The organism is Virgisporangium ochraceum (genome assembly GCF_016863655.1).
GTDB classification, from domain to species: domain Bacteria; phylum Actinomycetota; class Actinomycetes; order Mycobacteriales; family Micromonosporaceae; genus Virgisporangium; species Virgisporangium ochraceum.
On sequence record NZ_BOPH01000005.1, the window covers coordinates 25,208 to 42,514 of the forward strand.

The window sequence follows — 17,307 nt, forward strand, 5'->3', positions numbered from 1 at the left end:
TCCGATGGGGCCGGCCGCCTTTGCCTTTCTCGTCCAACGTTTCCAGCCAGCCCCTCTTGCACGGCCGCCCGGCCGCGGGCAGACCCTTCACGATGGCCGGCCGTCTCATGCGTGACCGACCATCACCACGGCTGCCACAGTCGGCCAAGCGACGTTGGCCGACCGGGCAACCAGCATCAGCCGTGCTCCAGCATCAGCCGTGCTCCAGCGCCACCTGCGGAAGGCGGCGACCGAGCCAGCCAGGCAACCACCACGCCGACCGGCCGAGCAGGTGCATCACGCCCGGCAGAATCAGACACCTGATCACCAGCGCGTCCACGAGGACCGCCACGGCCAGCCCGAGCCCGAACTGCTGGAGCATCCGCTCCGGGCTGAACAGGAACGCCCCGAAGACCACGATCATGATGGCAGCGGCCGCCGTGACCACCTTGCCCGTCGTCGCCAGGCCCTCCCGCACGGCCGCGGACGCGTCGCCGCGCCTCATCCACTCCTCGTGCATGCGGGCGAGCAGGAACACCTCGTAGTCCATCGACAGGCCGAACACGATCGCAAAGATCATCACTGGTACGTACGCCTCGATGGGACCGGGTGCGACGCCGAACATTCCCTCCTGGAAGACCAGCGTCATCACGCCCATCGCCGCCGCGACACTGAGCAGGTTCAGCACAGCGGCCTTGATCGGGACAAGCACCGACCGGAACACCAGCAGGAGCAGCAGCATCGACAGCCCGACGACCACAAGGACGAACAGGGGCAACCGGCTGGCTACGGCATCGGAGTAGTCGACCACCGCCGCGGTGCTACCGCCCACGAGCAGCGTGGCGCCTGTCTGTGCCTCGACGGGCGGAAGCACGTCGGCACGCAGGCGGTTCACCAGGTCGCCCGTCGCCTCGTCCTGCGGCTTCGAGTCCGGTAGGACGATCAGCGTGGTCGGACCGGAGCCCGCGCCGTCCTGCGGCACGACCGCCGCCACCCCCTTAGCGTCGCCGAGTGCTTCCTGCGCCGCTCGCGCCGCCGTGGCGTCGCCACCCTCCACCACGACGATCAGCGGGCCGTTGTATCCCGGTCCGAAGCCGTCGGCGAGCAGGTCGTACGCCTGTCGACTCGTGGATCCGGGCGCGTCGTTCCCTGCGTCGGCGAACCCCAACTGGAGGTTCACCGCCGGCGCGGCGAGCGCCAGCATGGCCACCGTCGGAACCACGACCGCCAGCCACCGCCAGCGCTCGACCGCGTTGGACAGGCGTCGCCACCCCTCGCCGTCCGGACGCCGTCCGCGGGCCTCCCGCTTCTCCGCCCTCCGGCGGACCGACCGCTCGATACGGCCGCCGAACAGCGCGAGCAGCGCCGGCAGGAGCGTGAGCGCGGCGAGCATCGTCATCAGCACGGTGAGCGCCATCGCGACGGCCACCCCCTGCAGGGATCCCAGTCCGAGCAGCACCAGCCCGAGCAGGGCCACGATCACCGTGCATCCGGCGAAGAACACGGTGCGACCGGCCGTGTCGAGCGCCCTGGTCACGGCCTCGTCGCGTGGCGTGCCGTCGACCAGTTCCGACCGGTAGCGCGAGAAGACCAGCAGCGCATAGTCGATACCGACGCCGAGCCCGACGAGCAGCATCAGCGGCGCGGTGAAGTCCGCGACCGTCGCCACGTGTGACGCCAGCACGGTGAGCCCGAGCGCGGTACCGACCGCGAACACCGCGATCACGATGGGCAGGCTCGCGGCAAGCAGCGAGCCGAACAGCAGCACCAGGATGACCAGTGCCGCCAGGAGGCCGATTCCCTCGGCCGCGCCGCCTTCGCTCTCCTCGGCGTTGCGTACCGGGTCGCCGCTCAGCTCGATGCGTAACCCGTCGCCCTCCGCCGCCTGGGCGGTGCTGATCAGATCGCGAACCGCCGGTGCGGGCACCTGTTCGGCGACTCCGTCGAGGGTAACGGTGGCGTAGCCGACGGTGCCGTCGGGCGAGACCGCGACATACGGACCCGCGACCCCCGTGACGTGCGGCAACCCGCGTACGTCGGCGAGCATCCGCTCGACGCGGGCCCGGGTTCCCTCCTGGGCCAGACCGCCGTCGCTCTCCATCACGATCTGCACGGTTGCTCCGGCCTGCGCGGGCGACTCGCGCTTCAGTACGTCGAGCGCGCGCTGGGACTCGGTTCCCGGGAGCGAGAAGTCGTTGCGGTAGTCGTCTCCGAGCACCTGTGATCCGGCCGTGACGCCGGCCAGCGCCACCACCCACAGCGCCAGTGCCAACCAGCGCCGCCGGTAGGCCCACCCGGCCAGACGTTGGAAGACGCTGAGCCGTGCGGTCGCCCGTTCGTCGAGTGTTGCGGTCATGCGGCGACGCTAGAAATCGGTGACGCTCGGCCACAACGCCCCGTGGAGGGGTCTGTCCGTACCCCCGTGGGGGGACGACGGATGCCTCCGCGGGGCGATCCGGCCCACCGGTCCGGACGCCTACCCTGGACCGCATGAGATGGCGTGGCCCGATGGTCGACGCGACGGCAGCCACCGTCGCGACCGTCGTCACGCTTGCGATCCTGTCCGAGGGCGGCCTCGGGAGTCCCGACCCCACGAGCCGCGTCCTCGACGAGGCCGGCCTTCTCATGGCCCTCGCCACCGGGCTGCCGCTCGCCTTCTCCCGCAGGTCACCGGTCCTGGTGTTCGCGGTGTCGGCGCTGGCATCGATCTTCCTCATGTACTTCGGCTACCCGCTCGACGTGCCCCTGGGTCCGGTCTACGCCGGGTACGTGCTCGTGCTCGCGTGGGGTGGCGCCGGGTCGGTACGCCGGGGGGTGGCAGCGGCGTGCGTGGTCGGATACGTACCCGTCGTCGCCGTCACGTTGGGACTGGCCGGCGTGGACGTCTGGGCGGTCACCACGGAACTGAGCACGTGGGGCATGGCGATGGTCGGGGTGTGGTTGGCGGCCGAGCGCACCCGTTTGCGGCAGGGCGAGCTCGCCGCGGCCGAGGAACGCGCCCGCCGCACCGAACGCGAGGCCGAGCGGGAGACCCGCCTGGCCGCGGCCGAGGAGCGCACCCGCATCGCGCGGGAGCTTCACGACTCGGCCGGCCACGCGATCAACGTGATCCTGGTACAGGCTGGTGCGGCGCGCCTGCTCCACGAGCGCGATCCGTCCGCGTCCCTGCGTGCGATCAGCACCGTCGAAGACGTCGCCCGGGCCACGATCGTCGACATCGACCGGATGGTGCACGCGCTGCGGTCGGCACACGGTGAGCCGGTGCCCGCGGATCCCGCCGCGCTCGAAGAGTTGCTCGATCACCACCGGCGTTCCGGGCTGCGGCTGGCAACGAGGTTCGACGGGGAGCGGCGCCCGCTGCCGAGGAGCGTCGCCTGGGCCGCGTACCGGATCCTTCAGGAGGCGCTCACCAATGCGGCCCGCCATGGTGCTGGGAGCGCTGACGTGGTGGTCGGTTACGGGACGCACGCGATGGAGATCGGGGTGGCGAACCGCATCGCGGGAGCCATTACGTCCGTGGCGGCAACGGCTGCCTCCACCGCCACGCCCAACAGCACGGCCAGCGACACGGCAGCCAGCGCCGCGGTCGGCGCCGCGGCCGGCCACGCGGTCAGCGCCGCGGCCGGTACATCAGTCAACGGCGCAGTCGGTACGCCCGTAGACGCCTCGGACCGTATGGCCTCCACGATCGCGGCTCAACCGGTCCGCGCCAACGGCAGGAGCGCCCCGGTTGCCGCCGATGCGGGCAACGGCAACGGCAGCAGCGTCGCGGATGGGAGTGCCGCCGGCCAGGGTCCGGATGTCATCCCCGCCGTCGGCGGTCATCCCGCCGCGGGCGGATACCGTGCGGGCGCTGGTGGAGTCTCGGTGATCCGACCCAACGGAGGCCACGGACTCATCGGGATGCGGGAGCGCGCCATCCTCCTCGGTGGGACCTTCAGCGCCGGTGCCGAGGCAGACGTGTTCCACGTCCGCGTGCACCTGCCGTACGACGCCGAGCACCATAAGGCCGAGCGGCACAACGTCGAACGCCACAACATCGAGCGGCACAGCGCCGGGCCGCACCACGTCGGGCAGCACAACACCGAACGCCACGACGACGAGCGGGTGGCGTGATGACGCCGCTGCCCGTGCTGATCGTCGACGACGACGATCTGATGCGTGCCGGGCTGCGGGCGGTGCTGTCCAGTGACGATCGGCTGCGGGTGGTGGGTGAAGCGGCCGACGGGCGGGAGGCGATCGCGACGGCCCGCCGGTTGGCGCCGCGGGTGGTGTTGATGGACGTGCGGATGCCCGACATGGACGGAATCGCCGCTACGCGGGAGATCGCCGGGGTGGCGCCGGAGGCTCGGGTGCTGATGCTCACCACGTTCTCCGACGACGACTATGTGCTCGGGGCGATCAGGGCGGGAGCGTCCGGGTTTCTGCTCAAGCGCGCGCAGCCGGAGGAACTGATTGCCGCGATCCATACCATTGCGGCCGGGGAGTCGCTGCTGTCGCCGTCGGTGACCAACACGGTGATCCACCGGTTGGCTCGGGAACCGGAGCCCGATCCGACGGCCGGTCGGCGGCTGCGGCAGTTGACGCCGCGGGAGCGCGATGTCCTTCTGCTCATCGCGCGTGGGCTCACGAACTCGGAGATCGCCGCCTCGCTCCAGGTGGAGGAGTCGACGGTCAAGACGCACGTCAAGCGGATCCTGTCGAAGCTGAACCTGCGCGATCGGGTGCAGGCGGTCATTTTCGTGTACGAGTCCGGCATGGTGCGGGCCGGAGAGGTCAAGCCGCAGACGCGGTAGTGGCGGGAGAGGTTACCGGTCAGCCGGCGGCGGCTATCTTCACCGCGGCGGCCAGGAGCGATTGGGCGCGGGCGCCGATGACGGCGAGCAGGGCCTGCGCATGGGGTGCGGCCGACCGGGCGACGGTCTTCAGCGTGACCAGGTCGGCGGCGATGCGATCGAGGAGTTGGGAGACGTCGGCGGGGTCGCGGCTCAAGGCGTGACCGATCTCGTCGAGGCTGACGCCGTGGCTTTCCAGTTGACGGATCTCGCCGATGACCGTCACCGCCGTGGGGTGGTAGAGCCGGTAGCCCGCGTCGGTGCGGGTGGCTGGCTCCAGCAGTCCCAGGCCCGTGTAGTAGTCGACGGTTCGCGTGCTCACACCCGCAGCGCGGGCCAGCTCGCCGATCCGGAGCAGTCCGTCCATGTACCACCTCCGACTACAAGTTCCGGGCACCATCGTTCCCAGCAAACTCACAGGAGCCAAACATGCAGGTCACAACGCTTAGCACCATCAACCGTACAGCCGTACGTGTTAGTGTGCGATGGTGTCCGAAGGTTGTAGTACCGGGCCGCTGAAGCGGCGGCCACACACACGCACATGTTGATCCTCGTCGGTCTCGTCCTGATCATCGTCCTGACGGCCGCCACCGGTTACTTCGTCGCGCAGGAGTTCGCGTACGTCGCTGTCGACCGGGGCAAGCTGCGAGCCGCGGCCGAGAAGGGCGACAAGGCCTCAGAACGGGCGCTCACCGTCACCGGCAGGTTGTCGTTCATGCTGTCCGGTGCGCAGCTCGGTATCACAGTCACCGCGCTGATCGTCGGCTACGCGGCGGAGCCCTACCTGGGGCGCGGCCTCGCCGATCTGGTCGGGCTCACAGGCCTGAACGAAGCGACCTCCGTGTCCCTGTCCGTCGTCATCGCGCTGCTGTTCGCCACCACCGTGCAAATGGTGCTCGGCGAACTGGCTCCGAAGAACCTCGCGATCGCCCGGCCGGAAGGGCTCGCCCGGGCGCTGTCCCGGTCGACGCTGATCTACCTGGCCATGGCGGGTCCGCTGATCCGGCTGTTCGACGCGACGTCGAACCGGCTCCTGCGCCGGGTGGGCATCGAGCCGGTCGAGGAGCTTCCGCAGGGTGCCACCCCGGAAGACCTCGACCGCATCATCGCCACCTCGCACGCCGAGGGTCTCCTCGACCCCGACACGTCCCGGCTGCTCGACCACGGGCTCGACTTCCGCACCCGCACCGCCGGGGAGGTGATGGTGCCGCGGGTCGACGTGATCACGGTCCGGTCGACCGAGCCGGCTGTGAAGGTTGTGGAGCTGCTCGACACCGGTCACACCCGGTTCCCGGTCACCGGTGAGGCGGTCGACGACGTGCTCGGCATCGTCGGGGTGGCCGACGTGGTCGAGCTGGAACCCGCCCGACGCCGGTCGGTCGCCGTCGCGGAGCTGGCCGCACCCGCGGTACTGGTCCCCGAGACGTTGCCCCTGCCCGCGGTGCTGGAGGCGCTCCGCGCGGAGCACCGCCAGCTCGCCTGCGTCATCGACGAGTTCGGTGGCTTCGCCGGCGTGATCAGCCTCGAGGACATCGCCGAGGAGCTGGTCGGCGAGATCCGCGACGAGGACGACCCGGCCGAGCCGACCGCCGAACGGATCGCCGACGGCGAATGGCTGCTGCCGGCACGCTGGCGGCTCGACGAGGTCGAGGACGCGACCGGGGTGACCCTGCCCGACAGCCACCTGTACGAGACGCTGTCCGGCCTGGTGCTGCAGCGCCTCGGGCGCACGGCCGAACCGGGTGACGAGCTCAGCGTCGACCTGCCGGACGAGCTCGACGACGATGGCGATCAGGTGCCCGGGGGTTCGGTGACACTGCGGGTCGAGTCGGTCCGCCGGCACGTCCCGGACAAGGTGCGGCTCACCGAACCAGGGCTGACCAAGCAAGGGCCCACCGAACAAGGGCTCGCAAAACAGAACCCCACCGAACAGAAGCGACAGGAAGCACGGGAAGCAGAGGACAGGCGATGAGCACCGGCTGGTCGTTGACCGTCTCGCTGATCCTGTTGATTCTCAACGCGTTCTTCGTCGCTGCCGAGTTTGCGCTCGTCGCGTCGAAACGGCACCGGCTGGAGCAGGCCGCCGCCGGTGGTAGCCGGGCGGCGCGGTCGGCGCTGGCCGGGGTGCGTGAGCTGTCGATGATGCTCGCCGGCGCGCAGTTGGGCATCACGCTGTGCACGCTCGGACTGGGCGCGCTGGCGAAGCCGACCGTGGCGCATCTCCTGGAGCCGGCCTTCGAGGCGACGGGCCTCCCGGAGAGTGCCGCGTACGTCGTGTCGTTCATTCTCGCGGTCGCGGTGGTGGGCTTCCTGCACGTGGTGCTCGGCGAGATGGCGCCGAAGTCGTGGGCGATCAGCCATCCGGAGACGTCGGCGCTGCTGCTCGCCGTGCCGTTCCGGGCCTTCACCTGGCTCACCCGCCCGGCGCTGGTCGCGCTGAACGGGTTGGCGAACGCCTGTCTGCGGCTGGTGAAGGTCGAGCCGCAGGACGAGTTGGCGCAGGCACACGGTCCCGAGGAGCTGCGGATGCTCATCGAGGCGTCGCAGGAGCACGGCACGCTCGGCAGGATGGAGCACGACCTGCTGACCGCGATGCTCGGACTGCAGAACACCACCGTGCGCCAGGTGATGACGCCGGCCGCCGACATCGTCACCGTCGCTGCCGACGCCGCGGCCCGCGATGTCGAACAGGTCAGTCACCGGGCCGGGCGCTCGCGCATCGCCGTGGTCGATCCGGTCGGCGAGGGCAGGGTCGTCGGGATCGTGCACATCCGGGACGCGGTACGCGCCACCACGTTCGACCGCGCCGAGACGGCCGCCGACCTGATGGCGGCGCCGCTGCGGATCTCGGCCGACCTGCCGGTCGCGAGGGCGGTACGCGCGATGCGGGAGCACCGGGTGCAGATCGCGGTCGCCATCGGTGCCGATGACGACGACGTCGTCGGAATCGTCGCGCTGGAAGACCTCCTGGAGGAGATCATCGGCGAGTTCGACGACGAGACCGATCCGGTGCCCGCCGCGGCATCGGCCCGGGGCGGCGCGTGACGTAGCAGCGTCGGTAAGGGCCAGCGGAAGCTGCGGCGTCCGTACACGAAGGCCCGCGGAAACAGCGGCGCCCGTACAAAGAGGCCAGCGAACAGCGGCGTCCGTACAAGAGAGGCCATCGGAAAGAGCAGGGTTACGGGCGGCGGGGTGGCACGGGGACCCGCATGAGGTCCTCGGCCACCACCACCGTCCCGTCGAAGGTGGCAGCGGCCTCCTCGTGAAAGAGCGACATGTCGGTGTAGCGCTGCGAAAAGTGGGTCAGCACAAGGGTTCGCACCCCCGACTCCGCCGCTACCCGGGCGGCCTGCTTCGCGGTCAGGTGGCCGTAGGCCGTGGCCAGTTCGGCGTCCGCGTCCAGGAAGGTGGACTCGATCACCAGCATGTCGACGCCCTCGGCCAGGGCGTAGACCGCGTCGCACAGCCGGGTGTCCATGACGAACGCGAACCGCTGGCCCCGGCGGACCTCGCTCACGTCGGACAATAGGACCCCGCCGAGGGCGCCGTCGCGTTGGAGGCGGCCGATGTCCGGACCGGCGATGCCGTGCTCGGCCAGCAGTTCCGGACGCATGCGCCGCCCGTCCGGTTCGACCAGGCGGTAGCCGTACGCCTCGGTCAGGTGGTCCAGCCGCATGGCCGACAGCGTGCCGAAGGCGCCCGCGGCGACGACCCCGTCGGCGACGACGGGGTGCTCGTCGAGGCTGAGGACCTCGTGGAAGACCGTCGCGTAGCGCATCCGCTCGAAGTACTGCGCGCCGGTGGTGGACTCGCCGGTCAACGCGGGATAGTACGCGGTGACGGTGTGCGGCACCTGCTCGCCGTTCATGCGCAACAGCACCCCCGGCACACCCAGACAGTGGTCGCCGTGAAAGTGGGTGAGACAGATACGGGTGATGTCCTTCGCGGAGGAGCCGGCGTACGTCATCTGCCGCTGGGTGCCCTCGCCCGGATCGAAGAGGAAACCCTCGTCGTCCCAGCGGAGCAGGTAGCCGTTGTGGTTGCGCAACCGCGTCGGAGACTGGCTCGCGGTGCCGAAGACGACAAGTTCCCGAGGAGACACGCAGGTGACCATAGGGGACGGCGAAGCGACCAATGTGAGGACGCAGCCGCCCGACGCGGATCAGTAGCATGCACGGCATGCCGTCCCCAGGTCAGCGCGCAGATGACGAGGCGCAGCAAGCCAATCACGGTGCGTCGCCAGCGCAGTCCGATGCCCTGGTCATCGACGACCCCGCACGCACCGCCGAGATTCCGCGCCAGCGCGACAACCGCGCCGAGCCCGACCCGGCCACCACAGACGGCGAACAACCAGACGAGACCGGAGCCGAGAAAGGAGAAGGACAGGCACCACCGCGCAGGCGCAAGCGGCGCGGGCGACGGATCCTCCTCATCTCGCTTCTCGTCCTCGTGCTCCTCGTCGGCGGTGGCGTCACCGCCGGCGCCCTCTACCTGCGCTCGGTCGAGAACGACGTCGAGCGGGTCGACGCGTTCGAGCAGGTGCCCGACGAGTCGCGCCCGGCCAAGGAGGAGGTCGCCAAGGAGGCGATGAACTTCCTCATTCTCGGCAGCGACACCCGCGATCCGGCGAACACGGGCGGGTCCCGCACCGACACCATCATCGTGGCGCATCTCACGCACGACCGGTCCAGCGCGCAGCTCATCTCGATTCCGCGCGACACCTGGGTGCACGTCCCCAAGTCGTCCGACGGGCGCAACGGCAACGCCCACGCGAAGATCAACGCGGCGTTCGCCTGGGGCGGCATCCCGTTGATGGTGCAGACCGTCGAGTCCTACACCGGCGTGCGCATCGACCACGTGGTCGTCATCGACTTCGCCGGGTTCAAGGAGATCATCGACGCGTTGGGCGGCGTCGAGATCAACGTCGAGGAGGGGTTCACCTCGACGCACTCGGTCAGCACCCCCGACGGCCGCCGGCAGTTCAACCAGGGCGTCCAGACGATGGACGGCGCGACCGCGCTCGACTACGCCCGCGAACGGTACGCGTTCTCCGACGGCGACTTCACCCGCATCAAGCACCAGCAGCAGGTCATCAAGGCGGTCCTCGACAAGGCCTCCTCGGGCGGGCTGCTCGCGAGCCCCGGCCGGCTGAACTCGTTCCTACGCGCCACGGCCGACGCGGTCGCCATCGACCAGACGCTGAGCATCGTCAACATGGCCACCGAACTGAGGCACCTGCGCAGCGGCAACCTCGCGTTCGGCACCAGCCCGTCGAAGGGCACCGACATGATCGGCGACGAGAGCGTCGTGGTGCCCGACACGGTCAAGGCCAAGGCGCTGTTCGACGCCGTCCGGCGCGACGCGGTTCCGGAGATCGTGGCGTCGATCTAGCCACCCCTTTCGAGTGGATAGACACAAGGCGTGATCCTGTCATCACGAAGCGTGCACAGACTGGCCTGGTGACACGGGGGAAGAAACTATTCGAGGGCGTCGGTCAGCATCTCGAGGACGGCGAGACGATCCAGCACGTCGTCGACGGGACCTACGACGTGGACACCATGGGACGCGACGCCGCGCGGCACGGCCTGGTCGTCGCCACCGACCGGCGGCTGCTGCTGTTCGCGCTGACGGCGTACGGCAAACACGAGGTCGAGTCGTTCCGCTACCCGTCGATCACGTCGTTCGAGGAGTCGCGCGGCATGATGGGCGGCTCGGTGTCGTTCGCCACGGCCGACGCCCGGGCGACCATCCGGTTGATCCCGCCCGGGTCGGCGTTCGTGCGGTTCTGCCGGTGGATGCGGAGCCAGGTCGAACCGGCGGCGAGCGGGGTGCGGTAAGTCGCTGGACCGTGGCCCCGGGGCGTTCGGTACCCTGCTCGTACGGCCTCGTAGCTCAGGGGATAGAGCACCGCTCTCCTAAAGCGGGTGTCGGGCGTTCGAATCGCCCCGGGGCCACACAAGAGAGGCGCAGAAGAAAGGCGCCAGAAGAGAAGCGCAGAAGAGAGGCGCAGAAGAGGGGGCCGGGCCGCCGACAGCGGATCAGGCCGCCTCGACCAGCAGCCGGGCGAGCTCGTCCGGCTTCGTCAGCATCGGCCAGTGTCCGGAGTCGATGTCGACGTACTCGACGTGCTTCGCCTTCGCCAGTTCCGGCACGTCGCCGGCGGCGATCCAGGCCTGCGCGTCGGCCGGGCCGAACTCGGGGCACACGAGCACCACCGGCACCTCGTACCGCCGCTCGTCGGTCAGGTGCACCACGCCCCTCGCCACCCCTTCGGGTACGGGGATCGCGCCGGCCGCAAGGGCCCGCCTGGCCTCCTCGTCGAGGTCGGCGGAGTCGGCCCCCTCGAAGGCTTCCCAGCCGGGAAAGGGCATGCTCCCCCCGGTCACCTCGAAGAAGTCCGCGTAGAGCGAGCCGTCGGCGGTCGGGAAACCACCGATGACCGCGACCTTGGCGACCTTCGACGGACGCCGGTCGGCCGCGATCCACGCGAGCGTGGACGCGGCCGAATGCCCGACCACGAGAGGGTTCCCGTCGGCCGCGTCGACGGCCGCGAGCACGGCCGCCACCTGGTCTTCGAGCGTCGTGGAGCGGTCGGCCGGCACCGTGACCGGCACCGCACGGTGCCCGGCCGCCTCGATGCCCGGCACCACGTCGCGCCAGACTGACCCGTCGAGCCACAGGCCACCGATGAGCAGAATGTCCATGATCAGTTCTCCTTCTCGGGAAGAGACAGGTCGCGCTCGGCGAACAGCCGGTGCTCCCAGTGCTCGTTCACACGATCCGCAGGCACTCCGCCAGCGGAACCTTCTCGGCCTGCGGAAAGCCGTACCCGGTGCGGGTCACCTCGGAGCCGAGTTGGTCGTCGGTCAGTGCGGCGAGGACGCGCCGCAGCCCCTCCCACCCGGGCGCCGGTGAAGTCGATCCGGTAGAACGGGGCGTCCTTGAACGAGGTGCGTTCGCGGTGACGGGCCATGGCATCACGCTAGGCCCGGTTCCGGACGGTCTGCTTCCGGAACCCGACTAGAATCGCTCACGTGTCCAGCCCTACCGCCCGGGCGCTGCGCGCCATGGAGATCCTCCAGAACCGCCCCGGCGCGACGGCCGACGAACTGGCCGCCGCACTCGGCGTCACCGAACGGGCGGCTCGCCGCTACATCGGGATCCTGCGCGAGGCGGGGATCCCGGTCGACTCGGCCCGCGGCCCGTACGGCGGGTACCGGCTCGGCCGCGGAACGCGGTTGCCGCCGGTCGTGTTCACCGAGCCGGAGGCGCTCGGCCTCGTGATGGCGGTGCTCGACGGGCAGCCGACCGCCGCCAACCTCCTCGGTGCCGCGCTCGACAAGGTGATCCGGGCGCTACCCGAGAGCGTCGGCCGCCAGGCCGCGGCGCTGCGCGACCACGCGTCGGCCGCGCCCGACCGGCGCACCACGCGCCCAGACCCGCTCACCACCAGCGCGCTCGTGGCCGCGATCGCGGCCCGGCGGCGGGTGCGGGCGACGTACCGGAGCGAGTCGGGCAAGGAGTGGGACGCCGAGGTGGACCCGTGGGCGGTCGTCGTCCGGTACGGACGCTGGTACCTGCTCTGCCACTCGCACCGCGCCGACGCGATCCGCACGTACCGGATCGACCGGATGCACGACATCCAGCAGACCACCGACACGTTCGAGCCACCCGACGGCCTCGACCCGGTGTCCACAGTGGAGCAGAACCTGGGTACGGGATGGGAGTTCCCGACCCGGGTGGTGTTCGACGCTCCACTGGAGACGGTCGCGCCGTGGATCCGCCCGCCGATGGGTCGGCTGGAGCCGCTCGGAACGGGCTGCGTACTCATCGGAAGCACCAGCAACCCCACGATGTACGCCGAGGAGTGGCTTCCGACGATCCCGTTGCCGTTCCGCGTGGAGGCGGGTCCGGAGCTACGGGCAAAGGTGGCAGCGCTCGCGGAACGGCTCACTGACGCCGTTCGAGAGTGAACACCTCGTGCGGACCGTTCCTGCACGTGTCCTGCATGATCTGGACGCCGCTCTGCTGCTTGCCTTCCAGCACCCCGATGCAGAACCGGCTGCCCGCGACCGACCGCAGCCGGTACCCCGCCACCGGGGCGGTCACCGGCTCGAACGTGAACCGCTGGTCGGTCTTGTCGTTGCACGCCTGTGGCGCCAGCAACAGGCCCTCGGTGGTTCCGGCGTAGTCGACGTCGGCGCAGCCGGTGCCGTCGGAGTCGGTCACCTTGATGCGGTAGGTGTTGGTGGCAACCGGTTCCAGCGTCAGCTGCGGCAGGTTCGACCCGCACGGGTGCTGCCCGAGCACGGTGCGTCCGGTGTTCTTGAACAGCTCCGGCCCGAGGCCCAGGCACATTCCGGTGTGGCCGGCGTGAATGAGGTACCGGCCACTGCCGAGGGTCTGCGGCGCCGTCGTGGTCGAGGTCGCGCGCGTCGGCGTCCGGCTGCCGCCGTTCGCCGGGGGAAGTGCCGAATTGGACCCGCTGAGCGCGGCCGACGGGGTCGGCGACCCATCCGCGGACGGCGTGACGGACGGCGTGACCGGCGCGGCCTGCGGCGCCGACTCCACCCGGCCGTCGCGCCCGGGAATCACCCACACCCCGACGACGGTGGCCACGAGGGCGAACAGCGCCATGCCCGCCACGGCGGCGGTCACCGGAAACCGGCGGCGCCGCTCGACCGGCGGCGGTCCGTCCAATATGGACTGTCCCGACGGAGCGGGACCGACGGGCGGCAGCGGCAACGGCGGCGGCGCGTCGATCTCGCCGGGCACGTCCTCGCCGAGGTACCGCCGCGCGGCCAGCACGTGGTGGTGGTCGGCGCCGAGCACCTCCGGCCCCCACCTGTCGAGCAGCCGGAAGTTCCGGCCCGCCTCGTACGCGTTGCCCAGTTCGTGCGCGATCACGGCCAGGTCGTAGGAGACCAGCAGCAGCCGCGGATGCGCGACCCCGTGGGTGCGGTGCCCCACCTCCAGCACCGACTCGAGCACGCGCCGGGCCTCGTTCAGCGCTCCGAGGTCGCGGTGCACCCCGGCCAGGCGGGCCCGCGCGTCCAGCACGTCGAGGTGGTCGGGCCCGAGCTCCGCCGTTGCCGCCTCGACCGCGTCGACGAGCAGCTCACGGGCACCGGACAGGTCGCCGCTGGCGGCCTGCGCGTCGGCCGCCCGCACGGCGGTGGTTAGCTCAGGCACGTCGATATGCTGCCGGGTTCGCGGCCAGGATGCCAGTCCGCATCAGGGACCGAGGACCTCGGAGAGTGTTACCGGCACCAGGCCCCTCTCCTTCAGCCCGGCCAGGATCAGCGGCAGGGCCTCGTCGGTGTACTGGGCGTTCGCCTCCGTGACGTGCATGATGACGACCGATCCCGCCCGCACCGTCGACAGCACCGCCTTCACGATCGGCTGGTACGCGGTGGCGAACGGGTCGCCGCTCACCACGTCGCCGTCGACGACCGTGAGGCCCAGCGGAGCCAGCGCGCTCAACGCGGCGCCGTCGTGGCACAGGCCGGGGAACCGGAAGAAGCGGGTCTGCCGACCGCGGTGCTTCTCGACGATGCGGAACGTCTTCGCCACGTCCTCGGTCATCAGGTTGCTCGGCACCCGACCGAGCGAGTAGCAGTTCGGGGTGAAGCCCTGGTGGCCGTACGAGTGGTTGGCCAGCTCGAAGTTCGGGTTCCCGGCCAGCCGCGCGGTCAGCTCCGGGTACTGCTCGACCCACATGCCGGTGAGGAAGAACGTCGCCGGGATCCGCTGACGTTCGAGCAGCTCGATGATGGGCAGGTTGGCGTAGGAGCGCACCGCGCCGGAGGCCAGTTGGGCCTTCATGTTCGTGGTCATGTCGGCGTCGAACGTCAACGCCACCTTGTTGCCGGCCCGCGGACCGTGGTCGACGACGCGCGGCAGCGTGCCCGGCCGCGACGCGCCCGGCGGCGGACCGGAGCTTGACGGCACCGACGGCTCGCCCGACGCGGTCGCCGTACCCGAGTGGATGGACTTGGTGTAACCGAGGCGCCGCGGTTCGTCAGTGCTGCCCTGGCAACCACCGGTGAACAGCGCGAGAGCGCACAGCGCCGCCAGGAACCCCCGTTTTCCCACGATCGCGGATCCTCACAGCGTGGCGCGCGGATCGGTATCCGTCGAACGGCTACGGCCGGATCCCGAAGAGGAACCGCGTGACGCGCGTGCGCCGGACCAGCAGGTCGTAGACGGCGAACATCACGACGAACGAGACCACCACGATGACCAGGTACTTCACCACCATCGGCGCCGACCGGCCCACGACGAGGTAGGCGGCCGCCACGACGATCGGCTGGTGCAGGATGTAGAGCGGCAGTGCGGCGGTCCCGAGATAGGCGTACACCGACCGGCCGCGGCCCGGCGCCTCTTCTTTCCGTTTCCGTGGCCGGTCGAGCAGGCCGAGGATCGCGACCAGCCAGCACCACCCCGCGAGCCCGAACGCGATGCGACCGAGCACCGCCGGTGTCTCCATGTCGACGAAGGCGTCACCCTCCGCCGCGCTGAGCCCGGCACCCGCGGCGAGGAACAGCACCACGCCCAGCACCGCGGCGGGCAGCGCGTCGCGACGCATCGCCACGCGGAACCGGTCGTCGCCCGCGAGCACGACGCCGTAGACGAACAACAGCAGGTACGCCCAGCGGCTCCATCCCGCGAACGACTCCTCCATGCCCAGGACCGCCCCGATCACGGCGAGCGGGATCGCGGGCAGCAGCACCACCCCGCGCCGCCGCGTCGCCGACGCCAGCGCGTCGGACGCGCGGCGGGCCCGGTCGAGCGGCGCCCACGCCGCCACCGCGGCCAGCATCAGGGAGAACGCGAGCAGCAGCACCACGAACCACAGGTGTCCGGTCTCGAAGTGCTCGCCGTCCAGCAGGAACGGGAAGTCGGTGAGGCTGATCCGCACGTCGTAGAAGTCGAGCAGGAACCGCCAGTACGGGTCGTGGTATCCGGGGTCGGCGGCCCGCCAGCGCAGCCATTGCGGCACCGGCAGGATCGTGAGAATCGCGAAGAGCAGCGGGACGCCCAACCGCAGCAACCGTTCGACGGCCAGTCCCCGCGCACCGCGCCGGCGCAGCGAGTGGTACCAGCCGATCCCGGCGATGAGGAACAGCGCGGGCATCGCCCACACCACACACAGCCCCGCGATGAACGTCGTGACGTCGGTGGTCTCGGCGTTCTTCACGTAGTAGTCGTCGCGCGAGTCGAAGACCAGCGAGGCGTGGAAGAACACCAGCCCGAGCACGACGACGAGCCGGATCACGTCCAGCTCGGTCCGCCGTTCCTGCATGCCGAACATCCTGGCACCCCTACTGTCGTACCCGGTGGGCATACTGCGCGGATGTTCATCGACGTGGCGAGTAGGCGCCGTCAGGCAGGGACCATCACGGCGGCGTTCCCCGGGAGGGTCGTTCTCGACGTGACGTCGAGGGGGCCCGAGCCGTGGGTGCGGCTGAGCCCGTTCTACCCGCACGGCGGCATCCCCGTGCCGCTGAGTCCCGGGGTCGTCGGCGCGTCGGTCGAGGGCATCTGGCAGGCGTTGAAGGTGTTCGAGAACGCCGACGTCGACGCCGGGAAGCTCGGCGTCACCACCATGAGCGGGCTCAAGCGCACCGTGCGCCGGTTCGGGCCGGTGCGCGGTCACCGCGCCGGTCTGCACGGGCGGCACCTGCTGGCCTACGAGGCGGCACGGCGCGAGATCTACCTGCCCGCCTACCGGTGGGTGCTCGAGCACCGGGCCGCCGATCTGGTCGCCGAGCTGCGTGCGCTGGCGGCCGGTCCCGGCGTGGTCCTGCTCGACTACACCACCAACGGCGACGTCGCCGACCTGGCCACTCCCCTGTCCCACGCCGCCCTGGTGGCCCGCTTCGTCACCGACCGGTGGCCGGTCGAGGCGGTAAAGTCAGGCCCGTGAGTGGGGACGTCGTTCCGTCGCAGCGGAACCTGCGGATGTCCGACGCCGACCGGGAGGGTGTTGTCGCACGCCTCAACGCCGCGGTCGCCGATGGCCGGTTGACGCTCGTCGAGTTCGAGGAGCGGGTCGACGGGGTCCTGAAGGCGCGCACGTTCGGTGAGGTGGAGCCGTTCCTGGAAGACCTGCCGGCCGCACCCGCCACCGACGACGTGGTGGAGCTGCGCAGCCACGCCGGCGAGATCAAGCGCAAGGGCCGGTGGCTGGTGCCGCGGCGGCTCGTCGTGCAGAGCAAGGCCGGCATGGTGAAGCTCGACCTGCGGCACGCCGTGATCAACCACCGCGTCGTCGACATCGAACTGGCCACCCAGGCCGGCTCCACGGTGATCGTGCTGCCGCCCGGTGCCAGCGCCAACATCGACGGGGTCACCACCAGCGCCGGCACCGCGAAGAACAAGGTGTCCTCGGTTCCGGAGGGCGCGCCGCACGTCGTGGTCACCGGCAGCACGGCGGCGGGCAGCCTGGTCGTCCGCTACGAGCGGCGCTTCTGGCGCTGGCGCTGGTAGC

General features: G+C 70.6%; 16 protein-coding genes and 1 tRNA gene. 10 read left to right on the forward strand and 7 right to left on the reverse strand.

The genetic code is table 11. The features are described 5' to 3' along the window. Nucleotides 1-193: 193 nt before the first annotated feature. Nucleotides 194-2,335: an MMPL family transporter gene (locus Voc01_RS02045; protein ID WP_203925494.1), complete on the reverse strand. Its 2,142-nt coding sequence runs from the start codon at nt 2,333-2,335 to the stop codon at nt 194-196. Between the two features lie 134 nt (nt 2,336-2,469). Between Voc01_RS02045 and Voc01_RS02050 the strand changes: the two genes are divergently transcribed. Next, nucleotides 2,470-4,095, forward strand: a complete 1,626-nt coding sequence (locus Voc01_RS02050) for a histidine kinase (protein WP_203925495.1) — start codon at nt 2,470-2,472, stop codon at nt 4,093-4,095. Further along, the gene (locus tag Voc01_RS02055; RefSeq protein WP_203925496.1) at nt 4,095-4,775 is read left to right on the forward strand and encodes a response regulator; all 681 of its coding nucleotides are present in this window, start codon (nt 4,095-4,097) and stop codon (nt 4,773-4,775) included. The genes Voc01_RS02050 and Voc01_RS02055 overlap by 1 nt, the downstream gene beginning before the upstream one ends. Before the next feature lie 19 nt (nt 4,776-4,794). Here Voc01_RS02055 and Voc01_RS02060 read toward each other — a convergent pair whose 3' ends face one another. Continuing rightward, on the reverse strand, nt 4,795-5,181 hold the full coding sequence (locus Voc01_RS02060; protein WP_203925497.1) for a helix-turn-helix domain-containing protein: 387 nt from the start codon (nt 5,179-5,181) through the stop codon (nt 4,795-4,797). 174 nt (nt 5,182-5,355) lie between these two features. On the opposite strand from Voc01_RS02060, the gene Voc01_RS02065 reads away from it, so the two are divergent. Both Voc01_RS02065 and Voc01_RS02070 read left to right on the forward strand, forming a co-directional pair. Next, nucleotides 5,356-6,786: a hemolysin family protein gene (locus Voc01_RS02065; protein WP_203925498.1), complete on the forward strand. Its 1,431-nt coding sequence runs from the start codon at nt 5,356-5,358 to the stop codon at nt 6,784-6,786. Beyond that, entirely contained in the window at nt 6,783-7,859 is a 1,077-nt protein-coding gene (locus tag Voc01_RS02070; RefSeq protein ID WP_203925499.1) for a hemolysin family protein, read from the forward strand. Before Voc01_RS02065 ends, Voc01_RS02070 begins: the two co-directional genes overlap by 4 nt. A gap of 133 nt (nt 7,860-7,992) precedes the next feature. On the opposite strand, the gene Voc01_RS02075 is transcribed toward Voc01_RS02070, so the two are convergent. Next, complete coding sequence (locus Voc01_RS02075; RefSeq protein ID WP_203925500.1) at nt 7,993-8,916, reverse strand: ribonuclease Z; 924 nt, start codon at nt 8,914-8,916, stop codon at nt 7,993-7,995. Nucleotides 8,917-8,993: 77 nt separating this feature from the next. Between Voc01_RS02075 and Voc01_RS02080 the strand changes: the two genes are divergently transcribed. From Voc01_RS02080 to Voc01_RS02090, 3 genes are all read left to right on the forward strand, one after another. Next, on the forward strand, nt 8,994-10,205 hold the full coding sequence (locus tag Voc01_RS02080) for an LCP family protein (protein ID WP_203925501.1): 1,212 nt from the start codon (nt 8,994-8,996) through the stop codon (nt 10,203-10,205). Nucleotides 10,206-10,273: 68 nt separating this feature from the next. Further along, complete coding sequence (locus Voc01_RS02085) at nt 10,274-10,651, forward strand: PH domain-containing protein (RefSeq protein WP_203925502.1); 378 nt, start codon at nt 10,274-10,276, stop codon at nt 10,649-10,651. A 44-nt stretch (nt 10,652-10,695) separates the two neighbouring features. Next, nucleotides 10,696-10,768, forward strand: a tRNA-Arg gene (locus Voc01_RS02090). An 84-nt stretch (nt 10,769-10,852) separates the two neighbouring features. Here Voc01_RS02090 and Voc01_RS02095 read toward each other — a convergent pair. Further along, a complete protein-coding gene (locus Voc01_RS02095) occupies nt 10,853-11,518 on the reverse strand; it encodes an alpha/beta fold hydrolase (protein ID WP_203925503.1) in 666 nt (221 codons plus the stop codon). A gap of 330 nt (nt 11,519-11,848) precedes the next feature. Here Voc01_RS02095 and Voc01_RS02100 point away from each other — a divergent pair, with 330 nt between their 5' ends. Next, complete coding sequence (locus tag Voc01_RS02100) at nt 11,849-12,787, forward strand: helix-turn-helix transcriptional regulator (protein WP_275423673.1); 939 nt, start codon at nt 11,849-11,851, stop codon at nt 12,785-12,787. On the opposite strand, the gene Voc01_RS02105 is transcribed toward Voc01_RS02100, so the two are convergent. Genes Voc01_RS02105 through Voc01_RS02115 form a run of 3 tightly spaced genes read right to left on the reverse strand, consistent with a single transcriptional unit; the run spans nt 12,765 to nt 16,119 of the window. Then, a complete protein-coding gene (locus Voc01_RS02105) occupies nt 12,765-14,006 on the reverse strand; it encodes an RICIN domain-containing protein (RefSeq protein ID WP_203925504.1) in 1,242 nt (413 codons plus the stop codon). The two genes, Voc01_RS02100 and Voc01_RS02105, sit on opposite strands and share 23 nt — an antisense overlap. A 42-nt stretch (nt 14,007-14,048) precedes the next feature. After that, nucleotides 14,049-14,909 (reverse strand): polysaccharide deacetylase family protein, encoded by an 861-nt coding sequence (locus tag Voc01_RS02110; RefSeq protein WP_239159875.1) that lies wholly within the window; start codon nt 14,907-14,909, stop codon nt 14,049-14,051. 49 nt (nt 14,910-14,958) lie between these two features. Then, nucleotides 14,959-16,119, reverse strand: coding sequence for an acyltransferase family protein (locus Voc01_RS02115; RefSeq protein WP_203925505.1), 1,161 nt, complete (start codon nt 16,117-16,119; stop codon nt 14,959-14,961). Between the two features lie 51 nt (nt 16,120-16,170). Between Voc01_RS02115 and Voc01_RS02120 the strand changes: the two genes are divergently transcribed. Beyond that, a complete protein-coding gene (locus tag Voc01_RS02120; protein WP_203925506.1) occupies nt 16,171-16,743 on the forward strand; it encodes a DUF6939 family protein in 573 nt (190 codons plus the stop codon). Next, nucleotides 16,740-17,306, forward strand: a complete 567-nt coding sequence (locus Voc01_RS02125) for a DUF1707 SHOCT-like domain-containing protein (RefSeq protein WP_203925507.1) — start codon at nt 16,740-16,742, stop codon at nt 17,304-17,306. Before Voc01_RS02120 ends, Voc01_RS02125 begins: the two co-directional genes overlap by 4 nt. The last annotated feature ends 1 nt before the right edge of the window (nt 17,307 follow it).